Source organism: Micromonospora mangrovicola (genome assembly GCF_047200535.1).
In the GTDB taxonomy this organism is placed as follows: Bacteria; Actinomycetota; Actinomycetes; order Mycobacteriales; family Micromonosporaceae; genus Micromonospora.
In genome coordinates this window covers 1-13,819 of record NZ_JBJZOG010000133.1, presented here as the reverse complement: position 1 = coordinate 13,819, position 13,819 = coordinate 1, and the positions used below count along the sequence as shown (strand labels likewise).

Annotated in this window: 18 protein-coding genes; 17 read left to right on the top strand and 1 reads right to left on the bottom strand. The window is 71.5% G+C overall.

Features of this window, described 5'->3' with window-relative positions:
- Positions 1–1,155: 1,155 nt before the first annotated feature.
- The 17 genes from ACL02O_RS30865 to ACL02O_RS30785 all read left to right on the top strand — a co-directional run bounded on the left by ACL02O_RS30865 (position 1,156) and on the right by ACL02O_RS30785 (position 12,034).
- Entirely contained in the window at positions 1,156–2,850 is a 1,695-nt protein-coding gene (locus ACL02O_RS30865; protein ID WP_412821700.1) for a major capsid protein, read from the top strand.
- A gap of 66 nt (positions 2,851–2,916) precedes the next feature.
- The gene (locus ACL02O_RS30860) at positions 2,917–3,744 is read left to right on the top strand and encodes a hypothetical protein (protein WP_412821699.1); all 828 of its coding nucleotides are present in this window, start codon (positions 2,917–2,919) and stop codon (positions 3,742–3,744) included.
- 8 nt (positions 3,745–3,752) lie between these two features.
- The gene (locus ACL02O_RS30855; RefSeq protein ID WP_412821698.1) at positions 3,753–4,067 is read left to right on the top strand and encodes a hypothetical protein; all 315 of its coding nucleotides are present in this window, start codon (positions 3,753–3,755) and stop codon (positions 4,065–4,067) included.
- A gap of 181 nt (positions 4,068–4,248) precedes the next feature.
- Positions 4,249–4,830 carry a hypothetical protein gene (locus ACL02O_RS30850; RefSeq protein WP_412821697.1) on the top strand — a complete coding sequence of 194 codons (582 nt, stop codon included), beginning with the start codon at positions 4,249–4,251 and terminating at the stop codon, positions 4,828–4,830.
- 91 nt (positions 4,831–4,921) lie between these two features.
- Positions 4,922–5,926, top strand: a complete 1,005-nt coding sequence (locus ACL02O_RS30845; RefSeq protein ID WP_412821696.1) for an N-6 DNA methylase — start codon at positions 4,922–4,924, stop codon at positions 5,924–5,926.
- Positions 5,927–6,041: 115 nt separating this feature from the next.
- Positions 6,042–6,446, top strand: a complete 405-nt coding sequence (locus ACL02O_RS30840) for a hypothetical protein (protein WP_412821695.1) — start codon at positions 6,042–6,044, stop codon at positions 6,444–6,446.
- Positions 6,447–6,594: 148 nt separating this feature from the next.
- Positions 6,595–7,143: a hypothetical protein gene (locus ACL02O_RS30835; RefSeq protein WP_412821694.1), complete on the top strand. Its 549-nt coding sequence runs from the start codon at positions 6,595–6,597 to the stop codon at positions 7,141–7,143.
- Positions 7,140–7,646: a hypothetical protein gene (locus tag ACL02O_RS30830; RefSeq protein ID WP_412821693.1), complete on the top strand. Its 507-nt coding sequence runs from the start codon at positions 7,140–7,142 to the stop codon at positions 7,644–7,646. Before ACL02O_RS30835 ends, ACL02O_RS30830 begins: the two co-directional genes overlap by 4 nt.
- The gene (locus ACL02O_RS30825) at positions 7,643–8,026 is read left to right on the top strand and encodes a hypothetical protein (RefSeq protein ID WP_412821692.1); all 384 of its coding nucleotides are present in this window, start codon (positions 7,643–7,645) and stop codon (positions 8,024–8,026) included. Before ACL02O_RS30830 ends, ACL02O_RS30825 begins: the two co-directional genes overlap by 4 nt.
- The gene (locus tag ACL02O_RS30820) at positions 8,026–8,313 is read left to right on the top strand and encodes a hypothetical protein (RefSeq protein ID WP_412821691.1); all 288 of its coding nucleotides are present in this window, start codon (positions 8,026–8,028) and stop codon (positions 8,311–8,313) included. Before ACL02O_RS30825 ends, ACL02O_RS30820 begins: the two co-directional genes overlap by 1 nt.
- Positions 8,314–8,451: 138 nt before the next feature.
- Positions 8,452–9,393, top strand: coding sequence for a PKD domain-containing protein (locus ACL02O_RS30815; protein WP_412821690.1), 942 nt, complete (start codon positions 8,452–8,454; stop codon positions 9,391–9,393).
- Between the two features lie 8 nt (positions 9,394–9,401).
- Entirely contained in the window at positions 9,402–10,166 is a 765-nt protein-coding gene (locus ACL02O_RS30810) for a hypothetical protein (protein ID WP_412821689.1), read from the top strand.
- Between the two features lie 11 nt (positions 10,167–10,177).
- Positions 10,178–10,720, top strand: a complete 543-nt coding sequence (locus ACL02O_RS30805; protein ID WP_412821688.1) for a hypothetical protein — start codon at positions 10,178–10,180, stop codon at positions 10,718–10,720.
- Between the two features lie 5 nt (positions 10,721–10,725).
- The gene (locus ACL02O_RS30800; protein WP_412821687.1) at positions 10,726–10,980 is read left to right on the top strand and encodes a hypothetical protein; all 255 of its coding nucleotides are present in this window, start codon (positions 10,726–10,728) and stop codon (positions 10,978–10,980) included.
- Entirely contained in the window at positions 10,980–11,411 is a 432-nt protein-coding gene (locus tag ACL02O_RS30795) for a hypothetical protein (RefSeq protein WP_412821686.1), read from the top strand. The genes ACL02O_RS30800 and ACL02O_RS30795 overlap by 1 nt, the downstream gene beginning before the upstream one ends.
- 12 nt (positions 11,412–11,423) lie before the next feature.
- A complete protein-coding gene (locus ACL02O_RS30790; RefSeq protein WP_412821685.1) occupies positions 11,424–11,774 on the top strand; it encodes a hypothetical protein in 351 nt (116 codons plus the stop codon).
- Positions 11,735–12,034, top strand: a complete 300-nt coding sequence (locus ACL02O_RS30785; protein WP_412821684.1) for a hypothetical protein — start codon at positions 11,735–11,737, stop codon at positions 12,032–12,034. The genes ACL02O_RS30790 and ACL02O_RS30785 overlap by 40 nt, the downstream gene beginning before the upstream one ends.
- Before the next feature lie 48 nt (positions 12,035–12,082).
- Here ACL02O_RS30785 and ACL02O_RS30780 read toward each other — a convergent pair.
- The coding region (locus ACL02O_RS30780; RefSeq protein WP_412821683.1) for a helicase C-terminal domain-containing protein at positions 12,083–13,819 on the bottom strand (1,737 nt) is incomplete at its 5' end.

The window sequence follows — 13,819 nt, the reverse complement described above, 5'->3', positions numbered from 1 at the left end:
GGTTCGGGAATTCAAAGGAAATGAGTGGTCTTCCATGTGGTATTTGAACTAGGGCTGGAGAATCTTGCCCTCTATTTTTCTCAAAGCTCTTGTGATATAAAAGATCCAAGGGGCCGCTCTTCCGAGCGGCCCCTTGGGAAAGAACTAGAACTAGTTGGAAGTTGGGCTGGAATTAGCGATCGTTGTGCTCCCGCCAGAGCATGATCAAAATCCCGGCCGCAGCCAAGGCCCCCACCCCCACCAGGGTGGGGGCCTTGTCCGTGGGCACCTCGCTGAGGTTGTTAAGCAGCTCTACCAGCGCAGATGCGAAGCTCAAGGTGATCAGCGCCTCGTCGTCGCCGTCCCTAGAGTTGGGTTCCTGGGGCTCGGGCGGAGTGTTAGGCAGTGCCAAGCGGGGCCTCCCGAAGTACGTCGGAGTGTCTGTCCGAACCGGTGGATTGGATCGGCGTTTTCGCCGTGGACAGCGTCTCATAAGGAATCCCGCTTGTGCCACGTGCCGGTGTGCCCGCTCCCCGCTTCCCCTTGCCACTCCGATTAACGATGTAGCTTCTGATCGGGGCGGCCTAACGGTGCCTATCTGAAGCTGCGGCTGGCTCATGGTTACCGAAGGTAACTGCGCCTCGGTCGGGAGGCTGAGGAGCGCTACCCCTGCAAGTCGGCGACGGCTGTCCCCGATCGCAGCTCCACTGCGGACAGCGGGCAGGGTCCGGTGTCGACGGCCCAGCGGCAAACTGCCTGAACTGAACCTCAGCCCGGGAGCGCTAGGTGTACCTAGAGACGAGGCGGTGGCGGTCGTCAACGCCTTCTGCGGGTTCGGAACCTGGGTGTCGCGGGCCTGGCCCAGATGCGGGAGCTGGCCACGTACGTCACGTCAGTGGGCGCCGAGAAGTCTGCGAGGTCGGCGTGAGGACCCGGGCGGAGATCGCCGACGTCCGTACGGGCGGCGGCGATCAGCGCGGGCGCGGAGGTGAAGGGGCGGCGATGCAGTCCCGCACCGCACCGCCTCCCGGAACGCAACGGTCGTCAGTCGATCTCGATAGACCGTCGCGGGCTTGATCGGAACCAGCTCGCCGCTGCGTTACGCTGTGCCGGTACTGCCGATGCTGGCTGCGGGCCGGTCGGGGATGAGATCCCTACCGTGCTGAGGAGCCGACGGTGGACTTTCAGATCCCTTCGAGCCTGGACGGGCTCGACCTGGATGCGCTGACCGAGCTGGAGAACCGGGCCGGCGCGGCGTTCGACGCCCTGCGAGACGACACGGCCTTGGACGCCGATGGCCTCGCCCGGCTGCGGGAGCTGGCCAAGTTCGTCCAGTCGGTGCGTACCGAGCAGGCGCGGATCGAGCAGGCGGCCGAGCAGGTCGCCTCCGAGCTGGACGACCTGACCGCGACGGTGCACGGCGCTCCGGAGGGCGGCGATGGCGATGGTGACGAGGGCGACGGCGGCGAAGCCGAGGAAGAGCCGGCCGAGGAGGAGCCGGCCGAGGAGCCGCCGGTCGAGGAGCCGGCGCAGCAGCAGCCCACGCCGGTCGTCGCGTCGCTGGCGCGCCGGGCGGCCCGCCGTCAGCCGAAGCCGAAGGTGACCAGCGCCGGTAAGTCGGCGGTCATCAAGGCGGCGGCCGACGTGCCGAACGTGCCGCACGGGCACGTGTTCTCCTCGGTGTCGGAGGTCGCGTCGGCGTTCGACGACAAGTTCGCCGGCTTCCCGCGCGGGGTGGGCGTCGCGACCCGCATCAAGCAGAACGTGGCCCGGGTGGAGCTGCCCGTCGACCAGGCGCTCGTCGCCGGGGGCCGGGGCCTGACCGACATGGAGCTGGTGGAGCTGGCCGCGTCGGAGTCGCGGCTGTCGGGCGGCAACCTCGTCGCGGCCGGCGGGTGGGGCGCCCCGTCAGAGACGCTGTGGGAGCTGTGCGAGGGCCTGGAGACGACCGAGGGCCTGCTGGACCTGCCGGGCATCACGATCCCGCGCGGCGGCGGTATCAAGGTGCCGGCCAACCTGGACTTCCGGGACCTGTATTCGGGGATCGGCTTCGTGCAGACCGAGGCCGACAGCACCGCGGGCGTGGACAAGTCCTCGTACCGGGTGCCGACGGTGAACTGGGCCGAGACGCGCCTCGAGGTGGACGGGGTGCAGATCGAGCAGGACATCGTGCAGAACGCGGTGTGGCCGGAGCTGACCCGGGACGTGGTGCGGCGGGCGCTGACCGCCCATGAGCGCAAGATCAACGCCCGGCTGATTCAGCGGATGGCCACCGCCCCGGGCCAGTCGACGCAGTTCGCGCTGACCCTCGGTGGCGACGTCGACGGCGACGAGACGACTACCGCGCTGCTCGGCGCGATCTCCCTCGCGGCGACTGACTACCGGTACCGGTACCGGCTGAGCCGCCGGCAACTGCTGGAGTGCGTGGCGCCGCTGTGGCTGATCGACTGGATCCGGGCGGACATGAGCCGCCGGGCCGGGGTGAACTACCTCGACGTGACCGACGAGCAGATCACGGCGTGGTTCACCCGGCGGCACCTGCGGCCGCAGTTCGTCTACGACTGGCAGGACGGGTACGCCGACGCGGGCGGTAACGGCTTCGGCGGCAGCGCGGCCCCGGGCCAGTGGCCGGGCACCGCGGACCTGCTGATCTACGCGCCGGGCACGTGGGTGAAGGGCTCGAAGCCGATCATCGACCTGTCGGCGGTCTACGACTCGACGAAGCTGAAGGACAACGAGTACATCGCGCTGTTCACCGAGCAGGCGACGCTGCTGGTGAAGCGGTGCTTCGTGTCCTACAAGGTGTCGGTGCCGCTGTGCCCGACCGGCGTCACCGGGTCGACCGTCGCCTTCGACTGCTCCGCGGTCTGAGCTACCCGTTTGACGGGGCCGCGCCCGGCTGGGGCGCGGCCCCCCCCGCCACGGAGGAGATGACGGGTGACGCAGCCCTTGGTGTATGTGGACGCCCCGGCGACGACGCCGTACCGGTTCGGGCTGTTCTCGGCGGCGGCCGTGGTCGACCCGGCCGACCAGCGCGAGTTCCAGGCCGGTGTGGAGTGGGAGCCGCAGTGCGTCGACGCGCCCGCGCCGACGAGCGCCGCGGCGGCATCGGACCCGGCCCGGGCGCCGATGGCGCTGCCGGACGGGGTGCCGAGCGTGCGGGCCGGCGTGATCCGGCTGTACGCCGGTCTGACCGGCCGGTCGGTCGCCCGGGACGACCTGCTCGACCGGGCTCGCCGGGCGATGGGCGCGGTGGAGCAGCAGTCGTTGGAGCACTACGTCTGGACCGGCGAGGGCGGCAACGACGTGTTCCTGGCTGAGGCCGACACGCAGGTGCTGGCCGGCTCGGCAGCGGCGCCGGTGCCGCTGGAGAAGGGCGTGGGCCTGCTGGAGGCGCACATCGGCGACAAGTCGGGTGTGCTTGGTGCGGTGTGGGCTCCCCGGTGGACGGCCGGATGGTTCGCGGGGAAGGGCCTGACGCGGATCGAGGGTCCCCGGCAGGTGGCCCCGCTGGGCAACCCGCTGGTGTTCGCGCAGACGACCGGCGTCGGGCCGGGCGGCGCGGCGCCGGGCCCGGATGAGGCGTGGCTGTACGCGACGGGGCCGGTGATGGTGCGGCGGTCGGCGGTGTTCCTGCCGAAGCTGCCGGAGGCCCTGGACCGCACAGACAACGAGGTGTTCGCGGTCGCCGAGCGGTTCTACACGGTGGGGTGGAGCTGCGCGGTGGCGGCGGTGAAGGTCAAGCTGCCGGGCATGCCGGCGTAGGAGGAGACATGCCGCTGATCTACCCGAAGGACCGCGAGGACGCCCAGAACCTCGCGAAGCAGCTGCTCGACGCCGCTGGCGCCGAGCGGCACGACGACGTGCGGACCACGACGGACGGGCCCCTCGGGATCGCGTTCGACGTGCCCGACGACCTGGCGCAGAAGGCGCTGGGGTCCGGCGACGGCCGGCAGCTCGTCGAGACGCAGAGCACGTCGGCTGACGCCGGGGCCGACGGGTCCGGGGCGGACGGCTCGTCGACGGACGGTTCCTCCCAGCCGTCGACGAAGGCGTCCCGGTCGTCTCGCACCTCGCGGAGCAGCTGACCGGTACCCACGTCTCGGGACCGCACCGCCCTGCCTGGTTTCTTTCCCGTGCCAGGCGGGGCGGTGCTCGTTGTGTAATCCGCTACACGACCCGAGGCGTACATAAAAATTGTACGCATGCCTGCCATTCGCCTACAATGAATATGTACGCACCGCGCTACCCCTACAGGAGGGCCGAGAGATGGAGAAGCGGGTTCAGGAGCTGGTCGTGGAGTTCGGCGTAGAGGCCGAGGGTGCCGTCCGGTGGGGTCTGGTCGGGCAGCTGGCGGTGCGGGTGGCCGAGGCCGAGCGGGAGCTGGAGCGGCACGCCGCCGAGCTCACCGGGGCGACCGAGGACGCGGTGGTCGCCGCGAAGGCGGGCGACCTGCGCGCGGCGGTGCGCGGCGACCTGCTGGCCGCCGTGAGCGACAAGGCGGCGGCGGTCGACGCGGCGCTGATGAAGGTGGCCGAGCGGCGGGAGGCCCTGGCGGTCTTCGCCGAGAGCGTGAAGGCGGCGCGGCCGAAGCCGGCGCCGGAACTGGCCGAGCGCGACGTGGTGACCTGGACGTGGGACGGGGTGGAGCACCGCGGCCTGGTCGACCAGGTGAAGGGCGTCAGCGTGGTGGTGGTCGACCCGGACGAGACCCGGTGGTACCTGCCGGCCGCCGAGCTGACGAAGGTGCCGCCGGCCAAGGCGGACGAGCACTTCGACTGCCTGGGGTTCGACAACCAGGAGTTCTACTGGCACTGCTACACGCACGAGGTGTACCGCCAGTCGTTCTGAGCGACCTGAGCGCCCCCGCAGCCCAAGCGGCTGCGGGGGCGCTCTCGTTTCCGCCGGCGGGAAGCCGGCGGCGTCCACGTGGAGGAAGAGCATGACGACGACGATGGCGCGGCGCGCGAACGCCGTGCCCAGCGACCCGAGGGAGCACGCGCGGGCGATCGCGGAGGCGGTCGACGAGGCGTGGCACAGCCGGTACGGCGGCTCGCGGATCGAGGTGCCGATGAGCGTGGTGGCCGCCCTGGCGCTGGTGGCCCGGGAAGCGCCGGACCCCGACCAGCTCGACCGGCTGGGGGAGGCGGCGGAGCGCCTGGACCACGAGGGCTTCTGGCTGCTGGTGCAGCGGCTGTGGTGCGAGTTCGCGGCGCTGCGGCCGGACCTGAGCCCGCGGACGAAGCACCTGTGGTACTGGATCGACGAGGAGCCGGACGAGACGACGCAGCGGGCGGTGCACGCGGTCGGCCAGGCGGCGCTGCGGCGCGGCGTGTTCGGCCGGCGGGGGCCGGACGGCTGGGGCGACACCGACCTGCTCGGGATGCTGTTGCAGCAGATGAAGAGCCACGGCGGGCGCAAGGGCATCGGGCAGTTCCTGACGCCGGAGAGCGTGACGCTGCTGCTGGGCCGGATGGTCGCGCCGGACGAGGGCGCGAGGATCCTGGAGCCGTGCGCCGGGACGGGCACGATGCTGCTCGGCGCGGCGCAGGCGATGCGGGAGAACGGGCTCGACCCCACGAGGTGCGAGTGGTGGGCCAACGACCTGGACCCGCTGGCGGCGGCGCTGTGCGCGGTGAACCTGCACCTGTGGGGGCTGGGCTGGCGGGTGGTCGTCGGGTGCGGCGACGGGTTGCAGGACGCCTGGATGCACGAGGCGTTGCGGGACCGTCAGGTGGCGATCGACGAGATGCAGGCGGCGTGGCGGCAGGCGATGCAGATCGTCGCGGTGCGGCAGCTGCTGGACCTGCCGACGCCGGAGAGCGACCTGGAGCGGCACATGCGGCGGGCGGCGCCGAAGCCCCCGCCGCCGCCCCCGCCGCCGCCCGCGCCGGCCTCGTCGACGTTCGACCCCGACGCGGTGTACCGGCAGGGCTCGCTGTTCTGACCGGCCGGTCGTGTGACGCGCTACACGGCCCATGCGTACATAAAACATGTGCGCGGGGTCGCTGATCGCATACAATGAATATGTACACCCTGCCCCGATTCACGTGGAGGTTGAGATGGGCAAGAGCATCGTGCAGGCCGGCAAGCGCGCGGCGGTCGCGGCCGGCCGGCCGGACAGCTGGCTGGACGAGAACGACTGCTGCCGGGAGTGCGGGGAGCACTTCTCCGGGCCGTGCGCCCAGGGGTGCCCGCGCGGCGAGCCGGTCGACGAGTGCGACGCGCGGCCGGCGGACGGGCAGCCGGTGACGGTGATCGTCACCAGCTGGAGCGGCGGAACGACCCGGGTGCTCGGCACGCGCGAGGCGCTGGAGGAGTACGCAGCCAGCCGGGTCGCGTGGCGCTACCGGGAGTCGACTGTGGAGAAGATGCTCGCCTGGCTGGCGGACGGTGCACCGTCGCCGCACACGGTCGTCGCGTGGCACGGCGAGACGGAGTTCTGGTCGGTCGACGCGACCGCGTAGTGGCTGCGTAGGCGGGGCTGGGCGGCGTGCCCGGCCCCGGTGCGGAGCCCCTAGACGGGCTCTTGTTATCCGGTCGCTATTGACGATTGCGGCCGGACAGCGGCAAGGTAACTGTCCAAGTAAGACCCGGTTCACGTGGAGGTAAACCATGGGTCTACGCGCGCTGGTCGGCACCGAGGGTGCCGACGGCACGTACCTGGCGCGGCACGTCCAGCACGACGGCTGCCCGACGATGGTCGTCCCGGCCCTGTCGGTGCTGCTGCACGAGCTGTGCGGCCACAGCCCCGAGCGGGCGGCGACGGTGCTGTTGCAGTGCGACTGGTCGCGGCTGTACGCGGTGCCCGGCACCGGGCCGACCGGCCACATGGTCGGCGTGCCCTCCGAGGGCTACCCGCCGCAGGCCGGCCGGATCGCCGAGGCCCGCGCGGGCGACCGCGAGTGGGCGTACTTGTTCGGCGGCCACCGGTTGCACGTCTACCTGGGGGTGTACCCCGAGACGGGCGCGAAGCGGTGGCAGGCGTGGGCGTGCTGGTCGCTGCACGAGCTGCCGAGCCTGACCACCCTCGACCTGCTGGAGGTCCAGAAGGCGGGCTACGCGGCGCAGTGGCGGGCGTCCGACTACCGCGGCTACATGGAGGCGGTTCGCCGGGCCGCCCGGGGCGTGACCCGCATCGGGCTCATGGAGTCGGGCCGGTGAGGGCGTTGGTGGGACAGTTCGCCCCGGGCGGCGGCCGGTGGTACCGGGCCCGGCCCGTCGACCTGGAGGGCCAGCCCAGCTGGACGCTGGCGCAGCTGCGGGCGATGTGGGACGGCCGCTTCCAGGGGAACACGGCGCGGCTGGTGCAGGTCCTGCTGCGACGGGACTGGTCGGTGCTGGCCGCCACGGGGTGGCCGGCGCAGGTGACCGAGCACAACCCGTGCGAGTGGCGGTACGTGCAGGGCGTCGGGCGCGGCGTTTACGAGGGGCGGTGCGGCCGGGCGCTCGTCGGGCAGCTCGGCGAGACGCCGGCCGCCGACGAGCGGTGGGCCTACCTGTGGGAGCACGGGTTGGGGGCGCTGCACGTCTACGCGGCGCACCGCGGCCGGTGGCACCACCTGGCGACGCTGCCGCCCGACGTGTGGGCCGAGCTGACGGCGCAGCTGGTGGTCGATGTGGAAGCCAGGTTCTGCTGGCTGGAGCGAGAGGAGACGGCGGCGTGACCGCTGGAACGAGGGGACCGGGCAGCCAGCCGATCCGGGCGGACGAGCTGAGGCGCCGGGACGAGGTGCTGCTGTTCGGGCAGCTGATCGAGATCGCCGACGTGCAGTCGGTGCGGGAGTTCCCGACCTGCGTCAACCTGGTGATCCTGCCGCGTGGCGGGACGCCGAGGGAGACGCTGGTGCCCCGGGACTTGCTGCTGCTGGGGATGCGGCTGCCCCGGCTGCTGCCGCTGCGGTGCCAGGGCTGCAAAGGCGTCGTGCAGACGCCGGTCGACCTGGCGCAGGGCGGGGTGCCCGAGGTGGTGTGCGGCGGCTGCCGGGGCCGGATCGTCGAGGGCACGGCGCGGCTGACCGCCCCCGTCCCGGCGGGGAGGTACTGATGTCGAGCAACGTGCTGCGGGCGCTGATGGCCGACAGCGAGGAAGAGCGGGAGGCGCACCTCAACCGGGAGGTCCTGCTGTACGCGGTGCAGCGGCAGATCCAGTGCCAGCGGACCGGGGCGATCCTGGACGTGCGGACGGCGGTGCTGGCGACGACCGTGCTGGGCGACAAGCGCGGGTCGTGGGTGCTGACCGGTGAGGCCTGGGACGAGATGGAGGAGTGGACCCGGGCGAAGGCCGCCGAGATCGGCGCGACGCTGGAGGTGATCGACGGCCGCAAGCTGTGACGGCCGCAGACAGCGGGGCCGCACCCAGCCGGGTGCGGCCCCGCTCCGCTTTGGCGGGGCCCTGTCTCGGCTACGCTGACGGGGTATTCGCCGCTGGCTGCGGGCCGGGCATGGACCTTCGCTGTTGAGGGATGCCAGATGACCGCAGTGTGCGACACCCCGGTGAAGGGGAAGATGCTCCGCGCCACGAAGCTCGGGGTGTGCGGCGACCCGATCCTGGGCGCCGGAGGATGGCCGGTCCACGTCACGTCGAAGGGCTTCGTCTCGGTCGAGTACGCGGCCGAGGTCGACGATGGCGAGGAGATCGACCAGAAGGACGCCAACGGCGACAGCCTGGTCTACGAGCCGGCCCGCCGGCGGATCAAGCTGTACAACGTGACGGTGACGGCCGGGCGGGTCGACCCGGAGCTGTACACGCTGTTCACCGGGATGCCGGTGGTGCTCGACGAGGACGGCGACGCGACCGGCATGAGGGTCACCACGGCGGTGAACCTCGACTCGGCGGTGGCGCTGGAGGTGTGGTCGGGCACGCAGCTCAAGAAGTGCGTGGCCGGGTCGTTGCAGCGGCCGAGGTTCGGTTACTTCCTGCTCCCGCAGATCATCGACGGGCAGATCGGCGACTTCACGATCGAGAACGGGGCGGCGAGCTTCACGCTGACCGGCAAGGCGATCGAGAACCCGGGGTGGGCTGTCGGGCCGTACGACGTCTACCTGCGTAAGACCGGCATCGAGGCGCTGATGGACCCGATGGGCGACCAGGACCTGCTGCACCTCGACTGGACGTACCTGCCGCCGCCGGCCCCGACGTGCGGGCTGACCGTGCGGCCGCCGGACGGCACCGTGACGGAGGCGGCCGCCGACCCGACGGGCATGACGGCGCAGTTCGCGCCGACGTACGTGCCGGCCGCGCCGGACGACGCGTACACGGTGGATTGGGGCGACGGGGCGTCGTCGGCCGGGCCGGCGATGGCGGCCACGGCCACCCACCAGTACGCGGCGGCCGGCACCTACCTGGTGACGGTCACGCACACGGCCAGCGGGTCGCAGCGCTTCAAGTCGTTCGTCGCCCCGGCCGTCTGAGGTAGACAGTGACGCAGCCGGCGCGGACCGGCCCGTGCGACTGGCCGCTGAACACGGCGTACTGCAAGGGCTGGGACCAGCACGACGAGGCGGTCCGGAAGGCGGCCACGGACCTGGCGATCGAGGTCCTGTGGGCGCTGTCCGGCCGTCGGTTCGGCGTGTGCGAGTCGACGGTGCGGCCGGTGCGGCGCGGCGGCGGCGAGGCCTGGCGGCGGTGGGAGTCGTGGCTCGATCTGCCGTACGGCAGCGTCGCCGTGGCGTTCTGCGGCTGCCCGGCCGGGGTGTGCGAGTGCGGGCCGGTCGGGCAGGAGCTGAACCTGCCCGGCCCGGTCCACGCGATCGTGCGGGTGCTCGTCGACGGCCAGGTGGTGCCGGCCGAGGCGTACGCCGTCTACGACCGCCGGTGGCTGGTGCGCACCGACGGCGGGAGCTGGCCGACCGGGCAGGACCTGACGGCGGCCGACGACCAGCCGGGCGCGTGGGCGGTCACCTACCAGCGCGGGATCCCGGCGCCGGGCGGCGGGCAGGCCGCGGCCGGCGCGTACGCCTGCGAGGCGGCGAAGGCGATGGTCGCCGACACGACGTGCCGGCTGCCCCGCAGGGTGCAGTCGCTGGTGCGGCAGGGCGTGCAGCAGACGTTCGTCGACCCGGCGCAGCTCGCCCGGGACGGGATGACCGGGCTGCCGGAGGTCGACCAGTGGCTGCGGGTGGTGAACCCGAACCGGCTGCCCCGCGACACGGTGGTGTGGTCGCCGGACCTGGACCAAGGATGAAGGAGGACGTCGTGACCGAGCCCGTGGTGGAGCCCATCGACGACGTGGCCTGGCCGGTGGCGGTGAAGCTGCGCGAGCTCATCGGCGCCGCGCTGGACGGGGCACTCGGTGGGACGCCCGCCGTGGTGGCGGTGGTGCCGGGCCGTGACGTGGCGATCGACTCGTGCTGCGAGGGCCAGGCGTGGGTGCGGGTCGTGCGGACGTATCCGGTGCTGCCGGAGGAGTTCCCCGGCGGGCGCGGCACGCCGCTCGACGAGGGCGCCGACCCGGGCGCGTTCTGGGCGGTGGAGCTGGGCGCGGGCACCGCTCGGTGCGCGCCGAGCCCCGACGACGCCGGCAACCCGCCGACCGGGGCCCAGCTCGAGCGCAGCGCGGCGGAGCTGGCCGACGACGCCGGCCGGATCCGCCGGACGGTGCTGTGCGAGCTGCAGAAGCTGCAGGCCGTCGAGTCGGTGTGGATCGGGGAGCAGTCCAGCGTCGGCCCGTCGGGCGGCTGCGTCGGCCAGGAGGTCCTGGTCGCGGTGATGACCAACGTGTGCGTGTGCGAGGAGTGAGGGCGATGCGCAAGGGCCAGAAGGTGACGGTGCGGGCGCTAACGGCGATGCCGGGTGTGCCGGACGGGTCGGTGCAGCACGTGGAGTGGGGGCCGCGGCTGGCCACGCTCGTGGACGCCGGCCGGTACGAGGTGCTGGAGGGTGAGGAGGCCGCGCGGGCGGCCACCGCGGACCTGGAGCCGCCGGACGCCAGCCAGCCGGCGCCGGCGCCGACGGCGGAGGCCGACGGCGACGGCAAGACGCGGAGAGCGCGACGCTGATGGCGGTGGTGGTCCGGCCGCGCGTCGACCTGTTCGCCGGCGAGGTGCGCAAGCTGCTGACCGGCCCGACCGGGCCGGTCCTGGCGTTCGTCCGCAGCGTGACCCGGAAGGTGCGGACCCGGGCGGTGCTCAAGTGCCCGGTGGACACCGGGCGGTTGCGGGCGGCGCACCGCGAGGACGTCGGCGTGCGGGGCGGCCAGGTGTACGGGTTCGTGGAGAACGACGTCGAGTACGCCGGGGCAGTTCACGACGGCACGGGGGCGCACGTGATCCGGCCCCGGCGGCCGGGCGGGATGCTGCGTTTCGAGACCGGCGGGCAGGTGGTGTTCACCAGCCTGGTGAACCACCCGGGGACGCGGGCGCAGCCGTGGCTGCGCGAGGCGATGGAAGAGGTAGCGGTGCCGGAGGGGTTCCGGCTCGTCCGCTCGTAGGGAGGAAGCAGGATGCGGGAGTTCACGACCAGCGCGAAGGTGGCGAAGCAGTCCGACGGCGAGAAGAAGCTGCCGGACGTGCCCTTCAAGCTGGACGGGGTGGAGATGGTGTGCCGGGCGCCGAAGGACGCGCAGCTGGCATACCTGATGGCGGCGGCCTCGTCGAGCCGGTCGGAGGCGGACCAGGTGGCGGCGGTGCTCGACTTCTTCGAGCAGACGCTGGAGCCGAAGAGCCTGACGGTGTTCCGCAAGCGGCTGCTAGCCACCGACGACAGCTTCGACTTCACCGACGCCATGGGGATCTTCCAGCACGTGTGCGAGGAGTGGTCCGGCCGCCCTACTGGGTCGGGCAGCGCCTCCTGACCCTGGCGGTCAAACGCTGGCCCGAGTTCCACGGGACGCTGCTGCTGCGCACCGGCCGGGAGCCGCTGGACCTGCCGCTGCCGTCGCTGCTGGACGTGATCTACGCCTGGTGGGTGGAGGGCGGCACGGAGAAGGACGTGGCGAAGTTCCGGCAGCATTTGGAGACGCCGCCGGTCGACGCGGAGATGGAAGGCCGCGAGGAGTGGTCTGACGAGGAGACCGACCAGAGTTTCGCCCGGGCGCTGTCAGGCTCCCGTTAAAAGTGCCGGGCTGGCGCCACGGGTACCTTCACCGCGCACCGTGGCAGTTCACTGCGGGGCGACGGGATTTGCGGTCAGGCGGTCGCGTACTTGTTCGGGCAGCAACCCCTCCTGGCTGAAGTAGTCAGCAACCAGCTCACGGAGCTGGCTTTCCTGAAGTCCAGCGCGCTTCGACGCCAACGCACCCCATGCTCGGGCTGCCGCTTCGGCAAGAGCAAGGACACCGTCGGGGTGAATCACGTGGACGTGCAGTTCGGCCCCCGCTGCTCCCGTGGGATCGACGGCGGGCTTTGGAGAGACGATCACGGTCGCGCTGTCGGGCGGGATGTCTGCGACCTGGCGGTCCGCCTTGAGTAGACGCAGCTGGTCGCCAGCTTGACGGATGTCCTTCTGCGGAATCAGCCCGGCCGGCTCGTGATCGCTCTTCGCATCGATAGCGAGCCACAGCTGATGGTCCCAACACCATGTGGAGTCGCAGCGTCCAGAGCCAGGCGGCTTTTGCGCATCGGCGCCGAGCATGAAACCGAGCTTGGTCAAGGCGGGTTCATAGACGGTTGGCTTGCGCTCCCGAAGGGCGGACAGCGTTTCGGCTGTCAACGCCGCCACCTTCGGGATGGAGGTGCCCTGCAGGCGGGCGGCAACGGCCGCAACCGCCACCGCGGATGCCGAGGAGAGCGCCGAGGGCTGACTGCTAGGCAACGGGGCTAGCTCCCGGATCCACATGGACGGCTTCGCTGCTGCTTCTGCTTGGGCGCGGAACGCAAGCGCGGTCTGACGCAGGGTGTGATCGGTGGTGACGGTTCCGGCTTGGTCAGCCCAGACCGCCGCCAGGTACAACCAGAAGGAGCGGTACCCGCGCAGCGTGTCGCCACCCTTGCCCAGCTTGAGTGCGGCCTCGTTGGCACGCGCGCTGGCCTCCTTCCACTCGCCCATGCCGGCGAGTGCGCACGCCTCAACCTCATCTTTAACCGCGGCAGCGAGCGCCTCGCTACCTGCCGGCGGCGTCACGGTCGCGCCGTTACGCAGCTCGGTGATGATCGGCTCGGCGTCTGTCCGCCACGAATCATCCTGGCGAAGGAACGTCCCAACGTTGCCCAGGATCTCGGCCTCCGACGTGCGCCGGCTGTTCTGGATGCCGAACTCGATCTCGGCCTGTAGCTCAGGATCGAGGTTCTGGCGGGTTTCGGGGCGCACCATGTAGGTCGTCAAGTCCGAGCCCATGACAATGACCACAGCCCAGTCGTTCGGGCCCCGCGTGCATCGCCCAGCGCCCTGCACGACGCGCGTCCGTACGCGCTCAGCCAAGGCCGCGCCAGCACGGACGTTCTGCGAGAGGAACCGTTCCTGGAGGTTGTCAGCATCCGGCTTGCCGTCGAGCACAACGGCGCGGCAATGATCACCGGGCAAGTCGAGCCCGTCGTAGCGAGCGGCAAGCCCACAGACGGCGTTCGGCAGGGCGGCGAACCCCTCCATCCCGCCTTCAACGTCGTCGATTCCCAGCACGGGCCACCCGGGCTGGGCCAGTTCCCTTGCGGTAGAAATCGCGGTGTTCGTGTCGGGGGCGAGGATGAGTGCCTTGCCTGCCGAGAGCACGATGGATCTGGCTAGCTCAACGGGGTCCGTGACCTCGGCCAGCTCGGGAAAGACGAAGAATCGTCGGCCTGACCGAGGGGTGGGTGTGGTGCTCGGCAGGGCAACTCGCGTGATTGCTGGCCGACCGAAAGCCCGTTCGAGTTCACCGCCATCACCGAGGGTCGCCGACAGGTAGATCCGCTGGGCAGCCTG